Annotated in this window: 8 protein-coding genes and 2 pseudogenes; 5 read left to right on the forward strand and 5 right to left on the reverse strand. The window is 45.2% G+C overall.

What is annotated here, in order from left to right; genetic code table 11:
- Nucleotides 1-7: 7 nt before the first annotated feature.
- The 5 genes from NBH07_RS00270 to NBH07_RS00290 all read right to left on the reverse strand — a co-directional run bounded on the left by NBH07_RS00270 (nt 8) and on the right by NBH07_RS00290 (nt 13,761).
- Entirely contained in the window at nt 8-2,986 is a 2,979-nt protein-coding gene (locus tag NBH07_RS00270) for a M26 family metallopeptidase (RefSeq protein ID WP_156682644.1), read from the reverse strand.
- 12 nt (nt 2,987-2,998) lie between these two features.
- Entirely contained in the window at nt 2,999-5,866 is a 2,868-nt protein-coding gene (locus tag NBH07_RS00275) for a hypothetical protein (RefSeq protein WP_009017796.1), read from the reverse strand.
- Nucleotides 5,867-6,008: 142 nt separating this feature from the next.
- Nucleotides 6,009-9,014 carry a M26 family metallopeptidase gene (locus NBH07_RS00280; RefSeq protein ID WP_009017797.1) on the reverse strand — a complete coding sequence of 1,002 codons (3,006 nt, stop codon included), beginning with the start codon at nt 9,012-9,014 and terminating at the stop codon, nt 6,009-6,011.
- A gap of 14 nt (nt 9,015-9,028) precedes the next feature.
- Entirely contained in the window at nt 9,029-11,932 is a 2,904-nt protein-coding gene (locus NBH07_RS00285) for an autotransporter outer membrane beta-barrel domain-containing protein (protein ID WP_009017798.1), read from the reverse strand.
- A 119-nt stretch (nt 11,933-12,051) separates the two neighbouring features.
- Entirely contained in the window at nt 12,052-13,761 is a 1,710-nt protein-coding gene (locus NBH07_RS00290; protein WP_009017799.1) for a helix-turn-helix domain-containing protein, read from the reverse strand.
- 551 nt (nt 13,762-14,312) lie between these two features.
- Between NBH07_RS00290 and NBH07_RS00295 the strand changes: the two genes are divergently transcribed.
- From NBH07_RS00295 to NBH07_RS00310, 5 genes and pseudogenes are all read left to right on the forward strand, one after another.
- The gene (locus NBH07_RS00295) at nt 14,313-15,956 is read left to right on the forward strand and encodes a diphosphate--fructose-6-phosphate 1-phosphotransferase (RefSeq protein WP_005855923.1); all 1,644 of its coding nucleotides are present in this window, start codon (nt 14,313-14,315) and stop codon (nt 15,954-15,956) included.
- Between the two features lie 129 nt (nt 15,957-16,085).
- Nucleotides 16,086-17,963: pseudogene (locus tag NBH07_RS00300) on the forward strand (glycoside hydrolase family 35 protein); the annotation flags it as partial.
- Between the two features lie 60 nt (nt 17,964-18,023).
- Nucleotides 18,024-18,383: pseudogene (locus tag NBH07_RS22720) on the forward strand (DUF302 domain-containing protein); the annotation flags it as partial.
- Between the two features lie 382 nt (nt 18,384-18,765).
- Complete coding sequence (locus NBH07_RS00305; RefSeq protein ID WP_250833438.1) at nt 18,766-22,056, forward strand: SusC/RagA family TonB-linked outer membrane protein; 3,291 nt, start codon at nt 18,766-18,768, stop codon at nt 22,054-22,056.
- A 39-nt stretch (nt 22,057-22,095) separates the two neighbouring features.
- Nucleotides 22,096-23,874: a RagB/SusD family nutrient uptake outer membrane protein gene (locus NBH07_RS00310; RefSeq protein ID WP_156682643.1), complete on the forward strand. Its 1,779-nt coding sequence runs from the start codon at nt 22,096-22,098 to the stop codon at nt 23,872-23,874.
- The last annotated feature ends 262 nt before the right edge of the window (nt 23,875-24,136 follow it).

The raw sequence follows: 24,136 nt of genomic DNA on the forward strand, positions 1-24,136 counted from the left end.
GCGTATCTTATGGGTTGTATTTTGCGAATTGGAAATAACAAGATTGCAAATAAGGGAGTTGTGCGCATATTTGGTTGTATGTTCCTCCTATCTGCCAAGTTCCTTGGAAATCGAATCCGGAATATAAAGTCTTTTCGCTTTCGTCTCCTTTACGGCTATCTGGCAGGGTTGCGGTTGCTGCGAAATCTTTTCCCGTATCCTTTACTAAATAGCTCGACTTCATGTTTTTATCGGTAAGATACCCGGCAAGGGCATTCCCATAGTCCACTTTTGCGGCGTTTATGACGAAGTGGCAATTTGCGTCTTTTCCCATATTTCCGACAATACCTCCCCTGTAATCTCTCCTTCCCCAGGATGTTGAGTGCTTTTGCCCTGTGACAGTTCCTTGGTTATAACAATCTGTTATGTTCCAATTGCCTGCTTTCGTATGTTCGATGCTACCGATAAGACCACCTATACCGCCATTTTCTTTTTCAGAGTCTCTGGAGAGATCTATATTTCCCCAGTTACAACAACAATTAACCCATGGAATACTACAGTTTGCGTATCCTAAAATTCCACCTGCGCCCCAATAGTCTTTACTTGCTGTGACATGTCCGTGATTTACGGAGTTATGGATCTGCACATTCATCGAAGAGTAGCCAACGATACCACCTATGGCATCGTTTTTATCCCATCTTCCTTTTTTACCGCTGATATCTCCGTAATTTGCAGAGTGATAAATTTTAAGTACGCTTGTTCCCGAAATGTACCCAATAATACCACCTATTCTATAATTAGCGGTTAAATTTTTGAGATTTACGACTTTTCTCAATGTAATGTTTGAGGAACAGTCTGCATGTCCGATTATACCTCCTATACCATCTCCGACATCATTAATGGATGTATAATTCACCAAATTCTCGTAGTTGCACGCTTTGTTGTTGGATAAATATCCGATGATTCCACCCAACGAATAGACTTCGCTATAACTTCCGTTGTTAAATACGCCACAATTGGCTGCGCAGTTGTAGACGGTTGTGTTATTTACGCTTCCGGCGATTCCACCGACGTATCGATTGCCACATAAAGAAGGAGTGACATAGAAGCCATCTATACTTGAATTATCTACGCTTCCCGCTATACCACCTATGTATTGGGCACTAGAACTCTTGTCGTCAGAATTGATTTTACCTGCGAAGAATGACATATCGTCCTTATTGGTAATCACATCGGTATCGCTGAAGTTTGGCTTATAGTCTCCTTTGAGATTCGTTGATACAATTATTCCGGAGAAACCTCCTAATCCACTGTTTCCTCTAATAGACATTAAAGGGCTTAATTGTACTTTTTGTGTATTTACATTAATTGTTCCACCGTTTTCCAATGAACCGGCGAAACCTCCCGCATACTGATTGGCCTTTATGTTTGCGATGTTTAAATTTATTTTGGCGGAATTGTTAAATTCTATCTTTGTTTGTTGCGCTTGGCCTAAAACACCCCCCGCATATTTGCCAGAAGAAGTGATAGGGGATGTGATTGTGGATTCCCCGATTAATTTTAAAATGATATTACCTTGTTTTGCGGATGATAAACCGATTAGTCCTCCTATCTTACTTTCTCCTTTAATAGGTTGATCTCCTTGAGATCCCGTAGATTTGTTATAAGTGTCTATGCTTAGCGTGAAAGAACTCGTTGAAGATGCATACAGCTTCCCAATCAATCCTCCCACTTCATCGTGTCCATCAATAGGCAGATTAATCGTGATATTATTTAAAGAGGAAGAATTGGTCATATAGAATTCTCCTATCAATCCTCCGGTACGATTATTTCCTGTGATGATCTTCATATTCGGATCATCGGTGGTGTGTGTCAATTTAATGTTATTGGCGGATATTGTACCATACAATTTACCGATTAAACCTCCTGTATTATCTTTTCCGGTTAATATGCCGAAGGGAGAGGATGTTGTTATATTATTGATATCCATTTGTACGCTTTCGGCCCATCCAACCAATCCTCCGACATAAGACCCGTTATCAACGAAGGTTACATAGAATTTAGTATCATTGATCGTGAGGTGGCCTTGTTTGTTGCCTGCTTTTTCCGCATAGCCAATCAGCCCTCCGATTTTATCTTTTCCCATATTAATCGTACCACGTACCTCCACGTTCTCTATACGTACCTCCCCTTGTGCTACTCCTGCAAGAAGACCGCATTTGGAGCCTGGACTTTGGATATTCGCACCCATAAGGGTAAGGTTACGGATGATGGCTCCGTCAAGGAGCGTGGAAAATAGGCCAACTGATTCTTCCGTGGAACTTCCAGTGAACGCCATACCCTGTATTTGTTTCGAGTTTCCATCGTATATGCCGGCAAAGGGGGCGCATTTATAACCATTTCCTTGGTAAAGACAGTCGGTGACAGGCGCTAAAATATCGGCTACCTGTTTAAAATATTGGTTTTTACCATGGCTACTGTCATACATAAGGAGCTGCTGTACCATATATGCGAAGTCCTCGGTGGACGTGATCAAATAGGGATGATCTACTGTGCCTTCTCCTTGCAATTGGTCATATTTATGTACAGTGGCAAGTACAGCGCTTACCATTTGCTCTTGGAACGTAAGGCGATAACCTTGAGGGTATAAATTTCCTTCCATTTCGCTCCGTATCCACATTATATAATCCCCGTCGGCGATTTCTTGATTGTTCGGGATATAGATTTCGCAAGTGAGATTTCCCGAAAGGAATCTTAAGTTTCCCTCGAAATCGAGAGTGCTATTGTCACTCAATGACGTGAGTTGTAGGTATATGATTCCGTCCTTATTGATGATTTCACTATTCTCTTGGGGCAAAGTAAAGGAGCTGACCGAATGGTCGCCGTTTTCTTTCAAGGAAGAACCGATGCTGTTTCTCCGCATATCGTCATCTGAACAACTTCCGGCCAGCGATAAGATGAACAGGTATAGAAGTAAGTGCCAGATAGGCTTATTAATCGTTTTCATATTTGCTTGTTTTTATAATTGGGGTTCTTTGTATTGCATCTCAGATTGATAAGGAACCGGGAAGTAGCCCAGTCCTGTGTAGGGAATCTTCCAAAGTCTTTGGAAATCCCAGCCTTGGAATGTGGAAGTGGTCGATAATTGTGGCAGGGTTAAGCCGGTGGCGCCATGGATATTTCTATTTTCGATCGTATTTTCTAGGCAATAGTTATCTTCAAATCGGCTTAGTGCATTACCCGTATAGGCGAAATTTTTCCACTGGCTACCGATATTCAGGCATTTTTTTACGACAGCTTGCTTTTCCGGACTTCCTACCGTAGCTCCTCCTATTTTATTGCCATCGCTTCCGTTTAGGCAATCCGATATCAGGCAACCTTCATCAAAATGTCCGATGAGTCCTCCGTTGTAATCGCCGTACGGGCCTGTTTTCGCCCTAATGTTTCCGAAGCTGACACATTGGCTGATTACCACAGCATTTTCTTGGAAATCGTCCGCTATAGCTGTTATGGAGTTTGCGTATCCGACCACACTGACGACCACACCGGCTGCGGCGATTATCGTGCTGACACCACCTGTGGCAACGAATCCGGCGACAAAAGCGGCTGTGCTGGCTATAAAACATACCCCGTCTGCCAAGGTATGGATGATCTTTTCTGTTTTCTTGATATCCAGTATTTGATTATAGCGAAGATTTCTTTTGTAATTCATTGCGTCACGGAAATCCTCATGGTTTTTGCCGGTCTCATACCAAGCAATCACTTTTTTCCTGTATTCGTTCATGAATTGATCGATCATTCGCCCATATTGAAGATTGGGTGTGCTAAACTGAAGAGCTGATAATTTATTTCGCAGTATATTATCCATATCTGTTTCCAGTTTTTCCATCCCCTTGGTGACTAATCCACTAAGCGAAGTTGTGTAGTCCTTTCGTTGCATTGGACGGAAAAGGTCGGCCATTTCTTTTCCCAATGAATAGGCACTGATACTTTCCATTACTGCGTCGTGTGACGTGATTAGATTGTTAAGGATCGTCGTTCCCGCATCAGCGATACCGACAACGGTATTAAAAACTGAAAGGCCAAGCTCGATAGTGGCGAATATGGCGGAGCGTTTCTCGGCCTCTGTCCATTCCCTTGAATCGCCGACTTCTCCGATTAATCCGGCGATATACCCATTTCCTTCTACATCTGCTAAGTTAGCGCAATAGTTCATGGATAGGCAACCTCCTGCGATACCGGCCATCCCTCCGATATATGTACTCCCCGAGATCTTGCCCATATTCACATTTAACGCCAATGATCCGCTTTGTATTTGTCCGGTCATGCCGCCACTGAACCGTGAGGCAGATACAGTTCCGAAATTGATTGTGTTGGTGATACTGGATAATGGGGTAGCCCCGATTATGCCACCGGCATAGTAGCCATCTGCTGTTACCTTTCCTTCATTGTAAGATTTGTAAGTTCCTAATTGTGCTTCACCGCATAGTCCGCCTACATTCTCTTTTCCGTTGACTCTGCCCTTATTAGAGCAACATCCTATAAATGTATTATTATATGTTGCCGGATTAAGAATGACTAAAGTACTTCCTATGATCCCTCCAACACCTCTCTGGCCATTTACGCTCCCCTCGTTCCGGCAGGTTATGATTGAGCTGATTCCGCTTCCGCCGACGATACCTCCGGTACCCATGAAACCAGATAATCGATCAGGTTTGTGTGAGTGTGTGCCGCCTTTTACCTGCGATTTGTTCGTGCAGAGATAGACGTATAAGGAATCAGCGTAGCCGACAATTCCTCCTGCGTTCATGTAATATGCCTCTACCTTGCCTTTTTCGTTACTGGAGTTGGTGATTTGTGTTGTCGAAAGTACGTTGGCCCCGCCAAGAATACCGCCTACGGCTATAGCTCCTTGTACGGTATTATCGTCTACTTTGCATGAATCGATCCATAATTTAGTGTTTGGATCTACGGAACCTACAATTCCACCGATTCCCATACCGTCCCCTTGACTTTGGATGGTCGATGATTTTACCGTGCATCCCTTGATAAAGGTTGGATCTTGTCCACTTCCCGATGTGACGATCGCTCCAGCTATGGCGGATACGGCACAATAGCCGGTGATGTCTGCGTTTTGGATTGTCAGGTCCATGATGACAGCCTTGTTTACGTATCCGAACAAGCTGGCGGCAATCTTGTTTGGATCTTTGAGGGTCATGTTCTTTATCGAGTATCCGTTCCCGTAATAATATCCGGTAAATGGATAAGTTGCGGATTGCCCGATCTGGTACCAATTTCCCTCCCAGCCGCATTTGTCGTTATAGCCGGTCATGTCAATATTGTTTTGTTGGGAATAACAAGTGGAAGAGGACACATATCGGTTGGATATCCCGGTTCTGATCTTATTCAAGTCATCATTTGATCCGATCAGATAAGGATCATCGGGGGTACCGGCTCCGTAAAGTTTCATATTGGAGTTATAGGTGCTTTCTATCCGGATACCATCCGGGGTTATGTTTATCTGGCAACATAATCCGAATTGGCGTTTCAGTCCGTCGATTTCCGGACAATCCGATTTCACGGTATATTCCATATAGAGTAATTGGTATTTACCCTCTTTCAGTCCCTTTTCCATGATGAAATGGGATATTCCAGAAATCCGTTGGTGCTTAGCCTTTCGTTCGATAATACTTCCGTCTGGTACCTTGATATAGAAAGCTAGTTCTCCATACGTGAAGTCCTCGGTTTCATTTGAAAACTTGATTTGATCATGAACCCCTTCATACGTATCGTTTGTATTTGGGGGTAATTCCGGTGTTATTTTATCATCCGAACATCCGGTAAGGATGATAAAGAAAAAGTATAGGAAAAAATAATTTGTCTTCATAATATAAATTTGTTTCTAGAATTATCATGCCATCCATAATATTTTCTCGGTACTTCTCAGAGAGACCTTGAAATTTACCAATCTTCCAGCTTTACGTTATAGCTATGGGAATGCTTGCTACCTTGTATAGTTTGTCAATCCTTTATGGGGCATATTTTGCGAATTGGAAATAACATTTTCCTGAATGCAAGTAGGGTAGCATTTTATTCTCCGAGCTATATGTGCCACCCAGAACCCAGACCGGTTGCCGGTTTGGATCATGATCTCCCGTGAAGTCGAATCCTTGGTAAATATTTTTATCTTCTCTGGTTGGTTGGGGGATATACGTTGCCCCAAAGTCTTTGCCTGTACCGGGCGAGATATAGATATGTGTCAGGTTCTTCTTGTTGCCGTATCCGACACCTGCGTTTCCAAAGCGGACATAGCCCCCGTTTACGGCCCGGTAACATCTCCCGTGGCTTCCGAGGTTTCCTACGATCCCTCCCCGGTAGTCGGTACCAAGCGTGCTGATCGCTTTTTGCTGTCCGTTGATTTCTCCCATATTGTAGCAATCCAGTACGTAACTGTCGTCGTTATCGTTAGCCTTTTCTATGCTACCCACGATACCTCCAATGCCATGGCTGTCTTCTTTATCTTTCGGATAGTCTATATTTGCCCGGTTACAACAGTAACGGACATGTGCTCCCCCTTGCTTCACATACCCCAAGATACCTCCTGCTCCATAATACTTGGCATTCCTGTTTATGGTGATATTTCCGTGGTTAACGGATTTATAAATTGTAATGGCATCCTCGGCGGCACCGGCTATACCGCCCACTCCGTATTCTTTATCTCCTGCGATACCTTGGATTACGCCGAAATTAGCCGCGTCATAAACCTCTATGTCTTTTCCTGAAGTTTTCCCTATGATACCGCCTACGTTATTTGTGGCTGATATCTTACCTAAATTCACGACTTTATTGATCTTTACGCTAGTTCCTGCTACCATACTCCCGAAAATGCCTCCGATATAATTGGATCCTGAGGAGATATCACTGTAATTTACTAGATTGGAAAACTCACAGTGGGATGAGCACGATGCTTGTCCGATAATTCCTCCTACCATAATGGCGCTATTATTCCCATTATTAAATGTTTCTGTTTTCACGCCACAATCTGATATTTGAGTATCGCTCGCATATCCGATGATTCCTCCGACAGTACTTCTGCCGTAAATGGAAAGTTGCGTGAAGAGTCTTCTGAGGGTAGATTTATCGGCATATCCGACAATTCCTCCAACAGAAGCGGCATTTTCTCGATAGGGTTTTTCCGAATTTATGTTACCCGGGAAAATAGGTCGTGGAATCTTGCTCACGATTACGTTCGTGGCACTGAATTCGGGGGTATAGGTTCCTGTCAACGTCCCATTATATAATGTTCCGATGATTCCTCCTACGTTATTTCCTCCTTTTATTTTGATGTTGGGATTAATCACCAATATTTCCGGATCCAAAAGAATTTCTTTCCCCGGTTCTTGGTAAGATAAGGCTCCGGCTAAAGTGCCACAAATCCCTGAAGAAGCTTCAAGGGATTCATTATCCATATACAATCGTGAGGCCGGGGTAAATTGTATTTGGGTATCATCTAAAGAACCGAAAATACCTCCTATAACAGACTGCCCGGTTATCGAGGCATGAAACAAGGATTCCCCTTTAAGCTCTATCGTAAATGCGTTTGCGTGTGTTTTGTGGGAATATCCGATCATTCCACCCACATAACTACCCCCTTGGATTTGAGACCGATTTGCCGGATTGGACAACTGGAAGTTCTCGATGGTGATGAGGGTACTGGTAGGGGCTTCCGACCGGATCTGACCGATTAACCCGCCGACATAGGAGCTACCTTTGATCGGCATGTCGATGGTTATGTCTTTGAAACTGGATGCCGCCTGTAAGAATGCCTCACCGATCAATCCGCCTACGTTCTGGTTTCCGGATATCGGGAAATCGTTTAAGGTGGTATGTTGCAGCTTAATTTTTCTGGCATCGATTTGACCATATAATTTCCCGATCAGACCGGCCACATGATTATTCCCTCTCAAGTTTTTGAAAATCCCGTCGCTACTGATATCCTCCACTTGAATGGAAGCGTTCTCGGCCCAGCCGATCAACGCTCCGATATAAGAGCTGCCGGATTCCGAGAATGAGACGCCTAATCGCACATTCCGGATACTGATTTGCGCCAACGACTGGGCGTTGCCCTCGATATAGCCTATTAAACCGCCAACCTTATCCTTCGTGGACTTGATATTACCGTTTAAGGTTAAATTCTCGATTCGTATATTCCCGTTAGCTACTCCCGCAAGCAATCCGCAACAATTCCCCGGATACTCTATATCCGCTCCTTCTATATCAAGATTCCGGATCACTGCCCCGTCGTGTAAAATGGAGAAAAGCCCGATTGCGTCGCTTTGCTCTCCGCCGTTCGTCCCGAGATAGGTTAGGTTTAGTATCTTGTGGGAATCACCGTCGTAGTTTCCTGCGAACGGGGCGCTTTTATAAGCGTTGCCTTGATACAGGCAATTGGGGATAGGAGCTTTGATGTCGGCTATTTGCTTGAAGAATTGCCCGTATCCGTAATTACTGTCGTACGTGGCTAATTGAGACACGAGATAGGCGAAATCGTTGGTGGAAGTAATCAGATAAGGATTTTCTTCCGTACCTTCGCCATTCAGCATCTCGTAAATATATTTAGTATCACGTACCATACTGACCATCTTGTCACGGAATGTCAGATGATAGCTTAGTGGATAGACGCTGCCTTCTTCATCGAATTTTAACCAAAGTATATAGTCTCCATCTTCTAATACCAGATTATTGGGGATAAACATTTCACAGGAAAGAATCCCCGCGTTTTTCCGGATCTTACCTTCCATGAGCTGTATGGAGTTATCGCTCAGCGATCTCAACTGGAAAAAGATCTGTTCTCTCGTATCTTGTATGGGAGTTTTGCCTTCCGGCAAGGAGAACGTGCTTATTAGATGAGATTCTGTCTCTTGCAAGGTCGATCCGCAGTCGTTTCGTATGATGTCATCGTCCGCGCATCCGCCGAGCAAGATGATAAGCATGCATGCGCATATATTCCATATTGTTTTAGTGTATGTTTTCATGTTTGTTCGTTTATTTATAAATTAGGTTTATCAAATTGCATCTCGGATTTCTTAGGGATCGGAAAGCTGCCTGTTTCGTTGGATGGTATTTCCCATTTTACATCAAAGTCCCATCCAGTAAAGGTCTTTTCCGATTTTAAGTCTTGTAAGCTGAATATGCTCATAATCACAGGATTCGGTTGCTCTACAGTGCCCAGCATGCAGTAATTCCCAAAATAAGAAACGGATGCGGGAGGTGCGAAAAGATACCAATTCTCCCCGACATTCAAGTTCCTGCCTACCCTTACGTTTGGATTGACAACTCCAATTAGGGCATTGGCTCTTTTATTTGAGCGTCCCATATTTATACAATCGGAGATAAGGCAGCTTTGCTGAAGTTGGCCTACCAAGCCTCCGCTGCTATATTGGCCAATCTCTCCGGCGTTCAAGCATTGTGTGATAACGACGGAGTTTTCCACGAAATCATCAAGAGTGGCCGAAACCGAATTGCCGAAACTGACTAACGCTAGCGCACCTCCCATCAAGGCTACAGCGGGAACACCTTCGGGGAAAGTGATAACTGTAACAAAAAGCAAGGCTGAATTGACCGCGCAACAAACACCACTGACAACCGTATGTAGAACTTCTTCGTTTTTTTTGCTTTTAAGGATCTGTTTGGAGAGTAATCCTCTCTTATAATTCATCGCGTCACTATAAATCTGGTGGTTTGCCCCACTTTCAAACCATTCTGTTAATGCCTTTCGATTAGACATGAACCTATTTGTCATATCTTTGCTCCTCAGTTTGATGCTTGCGAACGATAGGTTATCTATTTTATTGGCCAGTTTCGTGTCCATGTCTGATTCCAACATGGCGATATCATGGGTAATGACACCTTTCAGCCTCTCTGTTTCTATAATCTCCGGATGACCGTGTGAAATAAGCCCGAATACGCTAAAACCTTCTGATAAAATATCGATATCATTTAAGACGAGGCTAAGTACTGTAAGGGCGCAGTTAACAAGGATTTCTCCGCTTTCTCCCACGATTTTAGCGAAAGGGACAAATCCGACAAGAGTAGACGCTAGTTCGAATGTGGCAAACCCCAAGGATACGCCGTCCATGATCGTCCATTTCCTTGCGTCGCCTACCTCGCCGATCATACCACCGAGGTATGAGGAACCTGATATCGGTGCGAAATTGGAACAATAGTTCATGGCAAGCGTATTCCCTGCCCTTCCTATCATACCACCGGCATATTCATGGTAGGAGGCTACTTCCCCCAGATTCGTGTTAATACCCAACGAGCCGGCAAGGATGGAACCGGCTATTCCTCCGCTATAAGAGGAGGCGATTACTTTATTGAAATTCGCCGTGTTGGTGATGGAGGCCAAGGGAGCGAATCCTAAAATTCCACCAGCGAAGGATGAATTAGCCTCGATCATACCCTCATTATACGATTTATAAGCGCCAAGTTGCGCCTCACCGCATAATCCTCCTATATAACTGTCGCCGTTTATATTCCCCGAGTTCGAGCAAAAACCGATAAACGTGTTATTATAATAAGTTTTCGGCTGGGTAGTTACCAGTGTGCTTCCGATAATTCCCCCTACGCCCCTGCTTCCTTGCACCGTCCCGCTGTTTCGGCTGGAAATGATGGTGCTCAATCCGCTTCCTCCGGCGATCCCGCCCGCTCCTACATTATATATAGAATTGGCAGGAAGGTTTCCGGGAGGAGCGGTTGTGGATGCGGCACCTTTGATAGAGCCATTATTGCTGCATGAATATACATAGAGCGTATCGGCGTACCCAACGATTCCTCCGGCACAATTGTAAGATGCGGTTACCTTGGTATTCCGGTTGTGGGAGTTCGTGATTTGTGTCATTGAGTACACTGTTCCTCCGCCAAGGATTCCTCCTACGGCAATCGCCCCGTTTATAGTGCAATCCTCTACCGAGCAGGAATCTATCCAGAGATTTACGTTTGGGTCTACCATGCCGGCGATCCCGCCTATGGCCATGCCGTCCGTGACTACGCCATCGCTACGGCTTTCGATGGTGGATTTTTTTACTATGCACCCTTTTATGAATGTCTTATTGATGCTTCCCCCCTTGGTGGTAACGGCTCCTACGATAGCCGATAGCGCCCCATAGCCGGTTATGGTGGCTTTCTCGATGGTGAGATTCGAGATGATGGCTTGATTTACGAAGCCGAACAAACTAGCGCCCACGGCGTTTTTATCTAACATTTTCAGATCCCGGATCGTATAGCCGTTGCCGTCATAGTAACCCGTGAAAGGATAACTGGCTGATAATCCGATCTGGTACCAGTTGCCCTCCCAGCCGCATTGGTCATTATAGTTGGCCATGCTAATGTCATTTTGTTGCTTGAAGCAGGTGGAGGAATTAACAAGGTTACCATTGTTGTGGAAGTTGAGGATCGCTTCTTGTATCTTCGCCAAATCATCGGCAGAGGTTATCCGGTACGGATCTTCCGGCGTACCGTTCCCATACAGGCCGATTCGCTCGTCACGGTTGGTTTCGGTGGAGATCCCATTCTCGCTGACGGTAATGTAGCACCCCATGCCGAACTCCCCATTTCGCCCGTCAATGTCCGGGCAATCCGATTGGATGGTATATTCCATATATAGTAGCTGGTATTTACCCTCCTTCAGCCCTTTTTCCATGGTGAATAGGGAAGTTCCGGATAATCGCCGGTGCTTGGCTTTCCGTTGGATAATGTTCCCGCCGGGAGTCTTGATGTAGAAAGTCAGGTCTCCATACGTGAAATCTTCGGTTTCTTTCGTGAAACTGATCAGATCGTGTACTCCTTCATAGGTGTCCTCTGTGGAGGCCGGGATATCCGGAATGTTTTTGTCATCCGAACATCCCATCAGAATCAAAAGAAAGAAAAGGAGAAAAAAATAATTTGTCTTCATATATAGTTTGTTTTTAGGATTAACAGATATCGCTTCAATATGCGAATAGTAATCCTAAAAGCTGTCCGTGTGGCGCAAAACATTTGTCCGTGTGGCGCAAGTTTTTGAAATATAGTATTTTAATTTTCTTTTTCTTTCTCCGCAAGTTTTCGATATTCGTTAGGAGACAGACCATAGCTCTGTCGGAAAAGGCGGTAAAATACCGAGCGGGAAGCGAACCCGGAGTCATAGCAGATTTGATCGATCGAGAGGGCGGAGGGAGAGGAGAGCAGTTCGGCGGCATGCTTTAGACGAAAGTCATAAATATATTCGCGGACGGTCATATTCCCGCCGTAAGTACGTACGGCTTCCATCAAATAGGTACGGTTGGTCCCCAAACGTTGTGCCAGATCATCCCGGTTCAAGGTGGGATCGGTGTATAGTTTTTCTTTTTTCAATAACTCGTTCAAGTTTATGAATAAACGTAATTCCCGGGAAAGATCGTTCTCGGGTATTTGCTTAATGGTTTCCACCGCCTTATTCTCCTGCCGGATCTGTTCCTGTATACGTCTGTAAAGCACTTGATTCTTTGCTTTTAGAGATTGGGAATAAATGATATATCCCGCTAGCAAAAGGACAAGGAGCAAGCAACCGGTAAAGGCGGCGAACATCCAGTTCCTTGCGTATTGCCTCTCTTGGTTGAGCCGGTCTACCTCGTAAATAGTCCGTAGTTGATCCATCCGAGAGGCGATATCCAACCGGTTTACCGAGTCTTTCGCCTGTATATACGTATGATAGAGCGATATACAGGACCGGGGATCTCCGGAATGAGCCAGAAGTTCCGCTTTCTTCAACAAATCGTCCATATAGAAAGATAGGTCGCCCTCATGAGCAGCTAACAGGATATCCATATCCTTGATAGCCCCTTGGTAATCTCCTGTCATTTCCCGTAATTCTCGACGAGCCTCGTAAAAATGCTCATAAGCGTTGGCCGGGATCTGGGGATGAATAAACCGGGCTGCCTCATCCAGCAATCGTCTCGTCTCTTTTATTTGCCCTTTTTTCAGGAAAGACAAGGCTTGGAGAGAGCGGGAGGTGACAGGATAATGTCCGGTAGGATCCACTTTCCCATGCTCGTCCCTCCATTTGACGAGGGCGGCATAGCTGTCGGCGTAACGGGATATGCGTTCCGTGTCGTTTACCTTCAGGGCGGTCATGAAGAGCCATTCGTAAAGAACGGCCGAGATGTAGAGTACTTGGTTCTCGCCATTCTCGTAAGTGGGGCATATAGCGATCCCTTTTTCCAGCGAGGTGAGGGCTTGGTCGTACAAGCCGAGTTTATAATACATGCTGCCTTGTACCTGCAAGGCCATCGTCATGCCTACCGGTTGTTTAACCTGTTGCGCCGTCTCGAACATGGCTGTGGCTTCCTCACGGGCCTCGTCGAACCGTCTTTGCTTGAACAATCCGGATATATAAGTATTATAGGTGGAGAAGTAGAAACTGTATTGCTTGGCATCCAATATAAAAGGAAGGCTTTCCTGCGCCTCGATGATAGCCGAATCCACGGAGTAGAAATTAAAGAGGCATTGTATACGATTCAATCTTGATTGACAGATAGCCGGAGTATCGCACCGGTCGATAGCGTCGTTGAGCGTAGCGTCCCAGTCGGCGATATCGTTGGTGGACATGGCTATACGCATCAGTAGATCATGCTTTTCTTTACCCTCACAGGTGGCAGCCAATTGCCGTAAGGAATCTGTGGGGGGATGTCCTTGACCTTGTATCTCGTTATGAGACGAGATCAAGCAGATAAGCGATAATAGGAGTGCAAGAGGGCTTTTTCGCATCGAATCTTGTGATTAACTAACGTTAATAGAAGATGTAAATATACGAAGTCTTTTGTGATAATTAGGTGCAAATTGATGAATAGTTTACTCTATTGTGCCATTGAAGTAGCCTACAGAGTAAACGGATTAAAAAAATACAATAAAGCATTTGTTTGAAATGGTTTATAACTGGCTTATAATTAGATGGATATAAATTATGATGGAGATTTGAGTAAAACACGTACATGTTTTCGAAAAAACACGTACGTGTTTCTTGAAAATTACGTACGTGTTTTTGGAAAAACACGACCGGGTAAAAAATAGTCAAGTAAAATATACAGTAAGCTACCTGTTTTCTCGTGTTCACTTCATGATGACACACCCTCTTCTTGTTGAAGGTTGATCGGTTATAATGATGAGGGCAAGTTTACCAGTGATTTCCCGGAAGTTTTTTTCGATGCTATTTTGAATGAACATATCCCCCTTCTCTTTTATTAATACGGATTTTTTTCCTTATATTCGCGTCACTTTTGAACACGTATCAAATAATTTCTAAATAAATCAATTAAGAAATGACAAAGAGTGCATTACAAATCGCAAGAGCAGCTTACCAACCGAAGGTACCCGCTGCGTTGAAAGGTGCAGTGAAAGCCGTTGACGGCGAGTATACTCAATCAGTAGCCGATCAGGAAGAAATCAAGAAATTGTTCCCGAACACTTACGGAATGCCGATCGTTACATTCGAGAAGAGTAACGAGGAGAAGGCTATGCCTGTCATGAACGTTGGTGTGATCCTTTCCGGTGGTCAGGCTCCCGGTGGTCACAACGTGATCGCTGGTTTGTTCGATGGTATCAAGGCTCACAATGCGGATTCTCGTCTGTATGGTTTCATCTTGGGCCCGGGCGGTTTGATCGATCATAAATATATGGAATTGACGGCTGATATTATCGACGAGTACCGTAACACGGGTGGCTTCGATATGATCGGTTCCGGTCGTACGAAATTAGAGACGAAAGAGCAATTCGATAAAGGTCTTCAGATCTTGAAAGAGCTTGATATCAAGGCTTTGGTTATTATCGGTGGTGACGATTCTAACACGAACGCTTGCGTATTGGCCGAGTATTACAAGGCTATCGGCGCCGGCGTACAGGTAATCGGTTGCCCGAAGACGATCGACGGTGACTTGAAGAATGCCCAGATCGAGACCTCTTTCGGTTTCGACACGGCTTGTAAGGTTTACTCCGAGGTAATCGGTAACATCCAACGTGACTGTAACTCCGCTCAGAAATACTGGCACTTCATCAAATTGATGGGTCGCTCCGCTTCTCATATCGCTTTGGAGTGCGCTTTGCAGACTCAACCGAACGTTTGTATCATCTCCGAGGAGGTTGAGGAGAAGAATATGTCTTTGGACGATATCGTTACTTACGTGGCTGGTATCGTGGCTAAGCGTGCCGCTGAGGGTAACAACTTCGGTACGGTATTGATCCCTGAGGGCTTGATCGAGTTCGTTCCGGCTATGAAACGCTTGATTGCCGAGTTGAACGACTTCTTGGCTAAGCACGATGCTGAGTTCAAGATGATCAAGAAGAGCGAGCAACGTGCTTATATCATCAGCAAGTTGACGAAGGAGAACTCTGATCTGTACGCTTCTCTTCCGGAGGGCGTAGCTCGTCAGTTGTCTTTGGACCGTGACCCGCACGGAAACGTACAGGTTTCTTTGATCGAGACTGAGAAGTTATTGTCTGAGATGGTTGGCAAGAAATTGGCTGAGTGGAAGGCCGAGGGCAAGTACGTAGGCAAGTTCGCCGCACAACACCACTTCTTCGGTTACGAGGGTCGTTGCGCCGCTCCGTCTAACTACGATGCGGACTACTGCTACTCTTTGGGTTACACGGCATCTTGCTTGATCGCCGCCGGTAAGACAGGTTATATGTCTTCCGTACGTAACACGACCGCTCCCGCTGATCAATGGATCGCCGGTGGTATCCCTGTTACTATGATGATGAACATGGAGAAACGTCATGGCGAGATGAAGCCGGTTATCCAGAAGGCTTTGGTTAAGCTTGACGGCGCTCCTTTCAAGGCGTTCGCCGCTAACCGTGACGAGTGGGCTTTGACTACTAGCTATGTATATCCGGGTCCGATCCAGTACTTCGGTCCGACGGAGGTTTGCGACCAGCCGACTAAGACTTTGCAGTTGGAGCAAGCTTAATACAGACTTATACATTATATAATATATAAGCTAGAGAGGATGTCATTTATTTGGCATCCTCTTTTTATTTACATACATTTGCCACGAGATCTTAAACCTAAAAATAAATCTTTATAACACATGGATTCCATGAAAAAGAAAATCGCCTATCTATTGCTCCTTTTGATGCTGATACCTGTCGGCTCGTTCGCCAAGGAGAAACGTACGTTCGAGATCAAGGACGGTCATTTTTATGTAAACGGGAAGGTAACCCCGATCCTCTCGGGTGAGATGCATTACCCTCGTATCCCTCATCAATATTGGCGGCATCGCCTTCGGATGATGCGAGCGATGGGCTTGAATACGGTCGCTACCTATGTCTTCTGGAACCTGCACGAGACGGAGCCGGGTAAATGGGATTTCGAGGGAGACAAGAATCTGGCCGAGTATATCCGGATAGCGGGAGAGGAGGGATTGATGGTAATCCTCCGTCCCGGCCCGTACGTATGCGCCGAGTGGGAGTTCGGTGGTTATCCGTGGTGGTTGCAGAATATACCGGGCATGGAGATCCGCCGGGATAACCCGGAGTTCTTGAAACGCACGAAGCTTTATATCGATAAGCTTTACGAGCAGGTCGGCGACTTGCAGGTGTCGAAAGGCGGCCCTATCATCATGGTGCAGGCCGAGAACGAGTTCGGCTCTTACGTGGCGCAACGTAAGGATATCCCCTTGGAGGAACATCGCCGCTACAACGCCAAGATCAAGCGGCAATTGGCGGACGCCGGTTTCAACGTGCCTCTGTTCACCTCGGACGGAAGCTGGTTGTTCGAGGGCGGTTCCACCCCGGGAGCGTTGCCTACGGCGAACGGGGAGAGTAACGTGGAGAACTTGAAAAAGGTGGTGAACGAGTATCACGGGGGAGTAGGCCCGTATATGGTAGCCGAGTTTTATCCCGGTTGGCTGATGCACTGGGCGGAACCATTCCCCGATATAAGCGATTCCGGCATAGCGAGGCAGACGGAGACGTACCTCCAAAACGATGTCTCTTTCAATTTCTATATGGTTCATGGCGGTACGAATTTCGGTTTCACCAGTGGCGCCAATTACGACAAGAAGCATGATATCCAGCCGGACTTGACCAGCTACGACTACGACGCCCCGATCAGCGAGGCGGGTTGGGTGACCCCGAAGTTCGACTCGATCCGCAACGTGATCCGGAAATACGTCACTTATGACGTCCCCGAGGCCCCAGCCCCTATACCGCTGATCGAGATCCCGTCGATCTCCTTGACGAAGGTAGCCGATGTGTTGGCCTTGGCGAAAGAAGGGGAACCGGTAGCGTCTCCGACACCTCTCACGTTCGAGCAATTGAACCAAGGATACGGCTACGTCTTGTACTCTACCCATTTCAACCAACCCCTGAAAGGCCGTTTGGAGATACCGGGCTTGCGTGATTACGCTACGATCTACGTGGATGGCGAGCGTGTCGGCGAGTTAAACCGTTGCTTCAACCAATATGCGATGGAAATCGATATCCCGTTCAACGCTACCTTGGACATCTTGGTGGAGAACATGGGGCGTATCAATTATGGCGAGGAGATCGTACGCAATACGAAGGGGATCATCAGCTCGGTCAAGATTAACGGCAGCGAGATATCGGACTGGAAGATGTACAAGCTCCCGATGGACCGGATGCCGGCTTTGGTCTCCGGCGAACCTTATGTCTATAAGAATGGCTCGCCCGAGGTAGCGGCGTTGGGGAATAAGCCGGTTCTCTACGAGGGAACCTTCCATCTGTCCGATACCGGCGATACGTTTATCGATATGGAGGATTGGGGAAAGGGCATTATTTTCATCAATGGCATCAATATCGGTCGCTATTGGTACGCCGGCCCTCAGCAAACGCTTTACATACCGGGCGTATGGCTGAACAAAGGAGAGAATAAAATCGTTATTTATGAGCAGCTGAATAATGACCGGAAGTCGAGCGTACGGACGGTCAAGACTCCTGTCTTGACAAAACTAAAGAAAATTACAGCCATGGAGAAAAAGAATCGTTTGATGGATAAAGCGGTAAGCCCGTTTAGCGTGGATGAGACGATGCGGCGGATCGAGGAGATTATCAAGTCTCAAGGAGGTTCCGTGTTCGCCGTGTTCGATCATGGGCGAAACGCTAGCGAGGTAGGGATGAAGCTGCCTCCGAATAAGGTGATCGTCTTCGGCTCGCCGAAAGTCGGGACTTTATTGATGCAGCAAGATCCGTCTATCTCTTTGGAGCTGCCGCTACGTATCTCCGTTTGGGAAGATGCGGACGGCAAGGTTTGGATCGGTTCCCCGAATCTGGAGACGATCGCCTCCGAATACGGGATGGAAAACAGCGGCGTCATCGAGAAGATGCAAGAGGCCGTAACGAATATCGTGAGTAAATCGATAGCCGGCAGCCGGTAAGGCTCATGGATCTAATGCGATAAGAGCTTAGGAGGATGTCGGTAAAACGGCGTCCTCTTTTGTTTTATATGGCCCAAGAGACTCGTTTACCGTGCTGTAGATTGATAATAAGGTTTAAAAGTCTTCGGAAAAATTAGGAATAGATTGTATTTTTTTTATGCGGTTTTTAACATATTGTTGATTCTTGTGAAGGTGTCTTTTTGTTAACAAGAATAAGCCTTATTGGGTCTATAATAGCTATTTGTACGAACACATATCCGCAAGTTCAAGGGAATGTGAAAAAAATATGCATACTATTGTTGTTTATTAAGAATAATAATTTATATTTGTACCCGTATCCGAAGAGTGGATATAATTATTAATGTTAACCTATTTTTGTGTTATGATGAACAAACAGTTGGCTTTTGTTAAAAGCGGGCTGGGTTTGGCACTTTGTTTCCTTATGGTCGGTGCGGGTGTAACCCCTCCAATCCATGCGTCTAACGCGAATGTGTCCATCTCCCAACAAGCTAAGAAAGTTACCGGTACGGTAACTGACGCAAAGGGTGAACCCCTTTTGGGTGTAAATGTTGTAGTAAAAGGTACTACAAACGGTACGATTACCGACCTTGACGGTAAGTATTCCTTGGAAGTTGAGCCCAACTCCATTTTAGTCGTTTCCTACATTGGTTATGTATCTCAGCAAATTCCTGCTTCGGGAGAAGTGGTAAATGTGACATTGAAAGAAGATACGCAAAACCTTGATGAGGTCGTAGTAGTAGGTTACGGTACGCAGCAGAAGAAAGATATCACAGGCTCCGTGGCAGTAGTCGATACGAAGGACCTTTTGGCATCTTCCGGATCTTCCGCTACCCAGCAGTTGCAAGGTAAGGCGGCCGGTGTATATATCGGTCAGACCGGTTCTCCGGGTTCTCCTTCAATGGTTCGTATTCGTGGTATCAATACGGTTAATGATAACGGCCCATTATACGTAATTGACGGCGTGTCAACACGTAATCAGGATCTAAGTACTTTGAATCCGAACGATATTGAGAGTATGCAGGTATTGAAGGATGCCTCTTCTGCCGCTATCTATGGTGCGCAGGCTGCGAACGGTGTTATCTTGATCACGACGAAGAAAGGTACGAAGAGCGGGCAACCGAGATTAACGTACGACGGTTATATTGGTGTCCAGAAGACGGGTAAGAAATATGACGTGTTGAATTCTATGGATCGCTTGAACCAAGATTGGGAGGCGCAGAAGAATAATATTGCTATGCGTGATATCGGAGGTTATCCAAGTAATCCTCAATTTGGTACGGGGGATAGACCTTCTATCCCGAATTACTTGACACAATCAGGTGCTCAGGGTTCTACTACAATAGATCCGAGCGACTATGATTATCCTACTACAACTTACGCACCATTCTCAGATACGGACTGGTGGGATGAGTTAGATCGTGCCGCCATGATTCAAAATCACCAGATCGGCTTGTCCGGTGGTACGGAAAAGGGACAGTATAACTTAAGCGCAAACTATTTCAAACAAGACGGTACGGTAATTGATTCTTACTATCAGCGTTATCAAGTGCGTGCGAATACCTCTTTCAATGTACGTGACTGGTTACGTGTGGGTGAGAACTTAACGTATGCTTTCACGAAAGATAATGGCTTGAGTGCGAATGGAGCGGAATCTAATCCTTATTCGTGGACATATCGTGCTTCTCCTTGGGTTCCGGTATATGATATCGCAGGTAATTTCGCTGGATCAAAGTTCTCCGGTACGGGTAACTTCCAGAATCCGGTAGCCAATCAAGTCCGTAATAAGGACAACTATTATACTCGCAACCGTATCTTTGGTAACTTATGGGCTGAGGCGGATATTTTCAAGGACTTGACATTCCGTACGAACTTCGGTATCGACTATACGAACCGGTATTATTATCGCATGGAAAAGAAAAATCCGGAGTTCTCAGAGTCTATGGGACAGAATAACTTTGAGGAACAAAGTGAGTTTAATTATCGTTGGGTATGGACGAATACGTTGACCTATAACAAGACTTTTAATGATATCCATAAACTTACCGTTCTGTTAGGTACGGAGGCTATCCGTGACGGTCTGGGACGCAAGTTGACCGGTCGTCGTTACAATTATTTGTTTGAGGATAATACGAATAGTTGGGTGCTGAATATGGGTGAGAATAACAACCAGCGTTTGGCGAATTCCGAATATAAGGGTGAGTTTGCTTTGTTTGGCTTGTTCGGCCGTGTAGATTATTCTTTCAATGATAAATATTTGTTCACAGGTATCATCCGTCGGGATGGTGTATCTCGTTTCTCAAAATCTAATCGTTATGGTGTGTTCCCATCCGCTTCTTTAGGTTGGCGTATTTCCCAAGAGGATTTCATGGAAAGTACGAGAGATTGGTTGGACGATTTGAAGTTGCGTGTCGGTTATGGACAGACAGGAAACTCTGAGGTTCCTCGTATTACGAACTATGCTATGGAACTTGCAACTTACCCGAAACGTTCTGACTACGATTTGAACGGACAGAATAATTCTACTACAACAGGTTTCATCTTAGATAAATATGGAAACGAGGATACCAAGTGGGAGTCTACAGAGATGTGGAACGTCGGAGTGGACGCTACTTTCTTAAATGGTAAATTCAATATTGGTGCTGAGTGGTATTGGAAGAAGACAACGGATATGTTGATCGAGGCTCAATATTCAGCGTTTGCTAACCCGGAGATCAAGAAACCATATATCAATTTCGGTGATATCAAGAATACGGGTGTCGATTTGAACTTGAATTATAGAGATTCAAAAGGTGATTGGTCTTGGGACGTAAGTTTGAACCTTTCCCATTATAAGAACGAGGTACTGCGTATCTCGGAGTCGGATGATGCCTCTTTGTGGGGAGCGGGAACTCGCTTGGATGGAAACGTGACCCGTACGACGAAAGGACATGCTATCTCTGAGTTCTATGGTTACAAGGTGAATGGTTTCTATGAGAACGTTGACGAGGTTTTGGCCTTGCCGCCTCTAGGACAATCCGGATTGAACGCTGAGTCCGCCAAGGCTTGGGTCGGTAAATTTAAGTTTGATGATGTGGATAAGGATGGTAAGTTGACGGAAAGAGACCGTACGTTCATCGGTTCTCCCCATCCTGATTTGATCGCTGGCTTAAACGCTACGGTTACTTGGAAAAACTGGGACTTCACGATGTTCTGGTATTCAACTATTGGCAATGACCTGTTTAACAATACGAAATATTTTACGGACTTCTGGATGTTCAACGGTAACAAGTCTGAGCGTATGCGTGATCAATCTTGGACTCCCGGTGCTGATAATAGCAATGCCATTTTGCCGATCTTGGATTCGAACGATGGTTATTCTGGTAAATTCTCGAACTCTTATTACGTAGAGAATGCTTCGTTCTTGCGTTTGAAGAATGTGGTTTTGGGTTATACGCTTCCGAAGAGCGTGTTATCTAAGGTGGGTATCCAAAACTTACGTTTGTATGTACAAGCCGAGAATTTGCTGACTATTACCGGTTACTCTGGATTGGATCCGGAATATACGAATGCGGATATGGGCAAAGAAAGTGGGGGAGACCTACAGAGAGGTGTTGATATGGGTGGATGGCCTTCAACGATGCGTTTCTTGTTCGGTGTAAATTTCGCTTTCTAATGTTTAGGGATTTGATTAACTTTTAAAATGAATTTTATTATGAAACACAACAAATATATATTAGCGTTGGCTTTTGCCAGTATGCTGACTTTAGGGTCTTGTGGCGATGATTTCTTGGGAAAGGAGCCGCAAGGAGTTTTGACCCCGGAGGCTTTGGCGAATGCTCAAGGTGTGGAGTTGCTGGTTACTAGTGCTTATGCGGGTTTAGCCTCTCCTGTGGAAGGATACGATCCCTATCAAGCTTCTCCGTTTAACTGGGTATGGGGTGGTATTTATGGGGGTGATGCTAACAAGGGATCAGACCCTAACGACCAATCTACGGTGAATGAGATAGAATTGTATAATACATTGTCGACCAATGGCTATATCAAGCAAAAATGGGTTTGGGTGTATCAAATGAGCAAACGTGTTAACTTGGCTCTTCAGGTCTTGGAAAATGCGGAGGATATGAAGGAGGAAATTCGCCAAATGCGTAAAGGCGAGTTGAAATTCTTACGAGCCTTGGCTTATTTCGAGGGAATGCGTGTGTTTGGTGTTTATCTCCCCTATATTGATGAGACTAATCAAGAGAATGACCCAAAGGTGCATAATGACAAAGATATCTATAGCTTGGTCGTTGCCGACGTGGATGATGCTATAGCGAATTTATCAGATGATCCTGAGGTTGTTGGTGAGGTTGGCCGGGCGAATAAGTCCGCTGCGAAGGCTCTGAAGGCTAAGATCTTGATGTGGCATGGTGATTTGGCGGAAGCGCAACCTATCTTAGCGGATGTGTTGACGAATGGTGTTACGTCTAAGGGTATGGCTTATGGACTGGAAGATGATCTGGACAATAACTTCAATGCTTTGACAGAAAATGGTAAGGAATCTATTTTTGCGGTACAATATTCAAATGCGGCAGAGAATATGGGAGGTGCTGCCTTCTGTTTAGCATATCCGCATAATACGGGTCCCGGTGGATGTTGTGGTTTCTACCAGCCTTCTTTTGAGTTGGTGAATTCGTTCCAAGTAGATGCGAATGGCCTTCCTTACTTGAACGGTGAATATCGTACGAAGAAGAGTGTATCTGTTCGTAACTCCGATAGTTCCCAAGATGCTGTGCTAGCCGTTAACGATAATAACATTGCGGTCGATCCTCGATTGGATTTTGCTGTAGGTCGTTTTGGTATTCCTTATAAGGATTGGGGATTCCCAGAGAATGGATGGGTACGAGATGCTACGAATGGTGGTATCTTTATGCCGAAGAAGCATGTTTATAGTAGTGCGGAGAATGCGGCTGGTATGAAAGCGTTGTATGGTGGTTGGGCACCGGGTTCTGCTATGAACTTGCAATATTTAAGTGTTCGTGACTTAACTTTATTATATGCTGAATGCTTGGCTAACGCTGGGAATCTGAAAGGTGCGATGGAGCAGGTTAACAAGATTCGTCGTCGTGCGGCTTTGGATGTTAATATTGTTAAGTTAGATGATGGGACTCCAGCCGCTAATTATAAGATTGCCGAATATCCTTCTTCACATGCCGCATTCTCAAACAAAGATGTTTGTATCAAGGCGATTCGCATGGAGCGTAAGTTAGAGTTGGCTATGGAAGGTGAGCGCTGGTTCGATTTGTCCCGTTGGGGTGGTGATGTGATGGCTAGTGAGTTGAAAGCCTATGTGGACTATGAGAAACAGTATATCTCTAAGTTTGCGGGTGCCTCTTACCTGCCGGCAAATAAGACAATGTTGCCCGTTCCTGACGATGAGATCTTGACTTTGGGTACAGATCCGGAAACAGGTACTCCGTACTTGGTACAGCCGGAAGCTTGGAGAAACTAAAGGTTTATGGCGATAAGGAAGGCAGGGGACTTCCTTATCGTTTTTATTTTGAATGGTGCTTACAGATTCTTGCTCTTAAAGAGTTTGTCTTGAATAATTGATGGTTATATGTTCTTTTATAACCACAAAAGGAATAGATGGTTTAATAAAAGTTAAAGGGTATGCATCACGGCATACCCTTTTTGCTTGAAGAAAATAGTATTCTTCAAATTCCCATTTCCTCTAATAACCCCAGTACTTCAAGAGGCACCCTGCGCACCCC

Source organism: Parabacteroides sp. B2-S-102 (assembly GCF_023656665.1).
GTDB classification, from domain to species: domain Bacteria; phylum Bacteroidota; class Bacteroidia; order Bacteroidales; family Tannerellaceae; genus Parabacteroides; species Parabacteroides distasonis.

Bases quoted from the DNA above. Each gene is read 5' to 3' on its own strand.
- NBH07_RS00285 (WP_009017798.1), bottom strand. From the start codon at position 11,932: ATGAAGACAAATTATTTTTTTCTCCTTTTCTTTCTTTTGATTCTGATG.
- NBH07_RS00280 (WP_009017797.1), bottom strand. From the start codon at position 9,014: ATGAAAACATACACTAAAACAATATGGAATATATGCGCATGCATGCTT.
- NBH07_RS00275 (WP_009017796.1), bottom strand. From the start codon at position 5,866: ATGAAGACAAATTATTTTTTCCTATACTTTTTCTTTATCATCCTTACC.
- NBH07_RS00295 (WP_005855923.1), top strand. From the start codon at position 14,313: ATGACAAAGAGTGCATTACAAATCGCAAGAGCAGCTTACCAACCGAAG.
- NBH07_RS00270 (WP_156682644.1), bottom strand. From the start codon at position 2,986: ATGAAAACGATTAATAAGCCTATCTGGCACTTACTTCTATACCTGTTC.
- NBH07_RS00290 (WP_009017799.1), bottom strand. From the start codon at position 13,761: ATGCGAAAAAGCCCTCTTGCACTCCTATTATCGCTTATCTGCTTGATC.
- NBH07_RS00305 (WP_250833438.1), top strand. From the start codon at position 18,766: ATGATGAACAAACAGTTGGCTTTTGTTAAAAGCGGGCTGGGTTTGGCA.
- NBH07_RS00310 (WP_156682643.1), top strand. From the start codon at position 22,096: ATGAAACACAACAAATATATATTAGCGTTGGCTTTTGCCAGTATGCTG.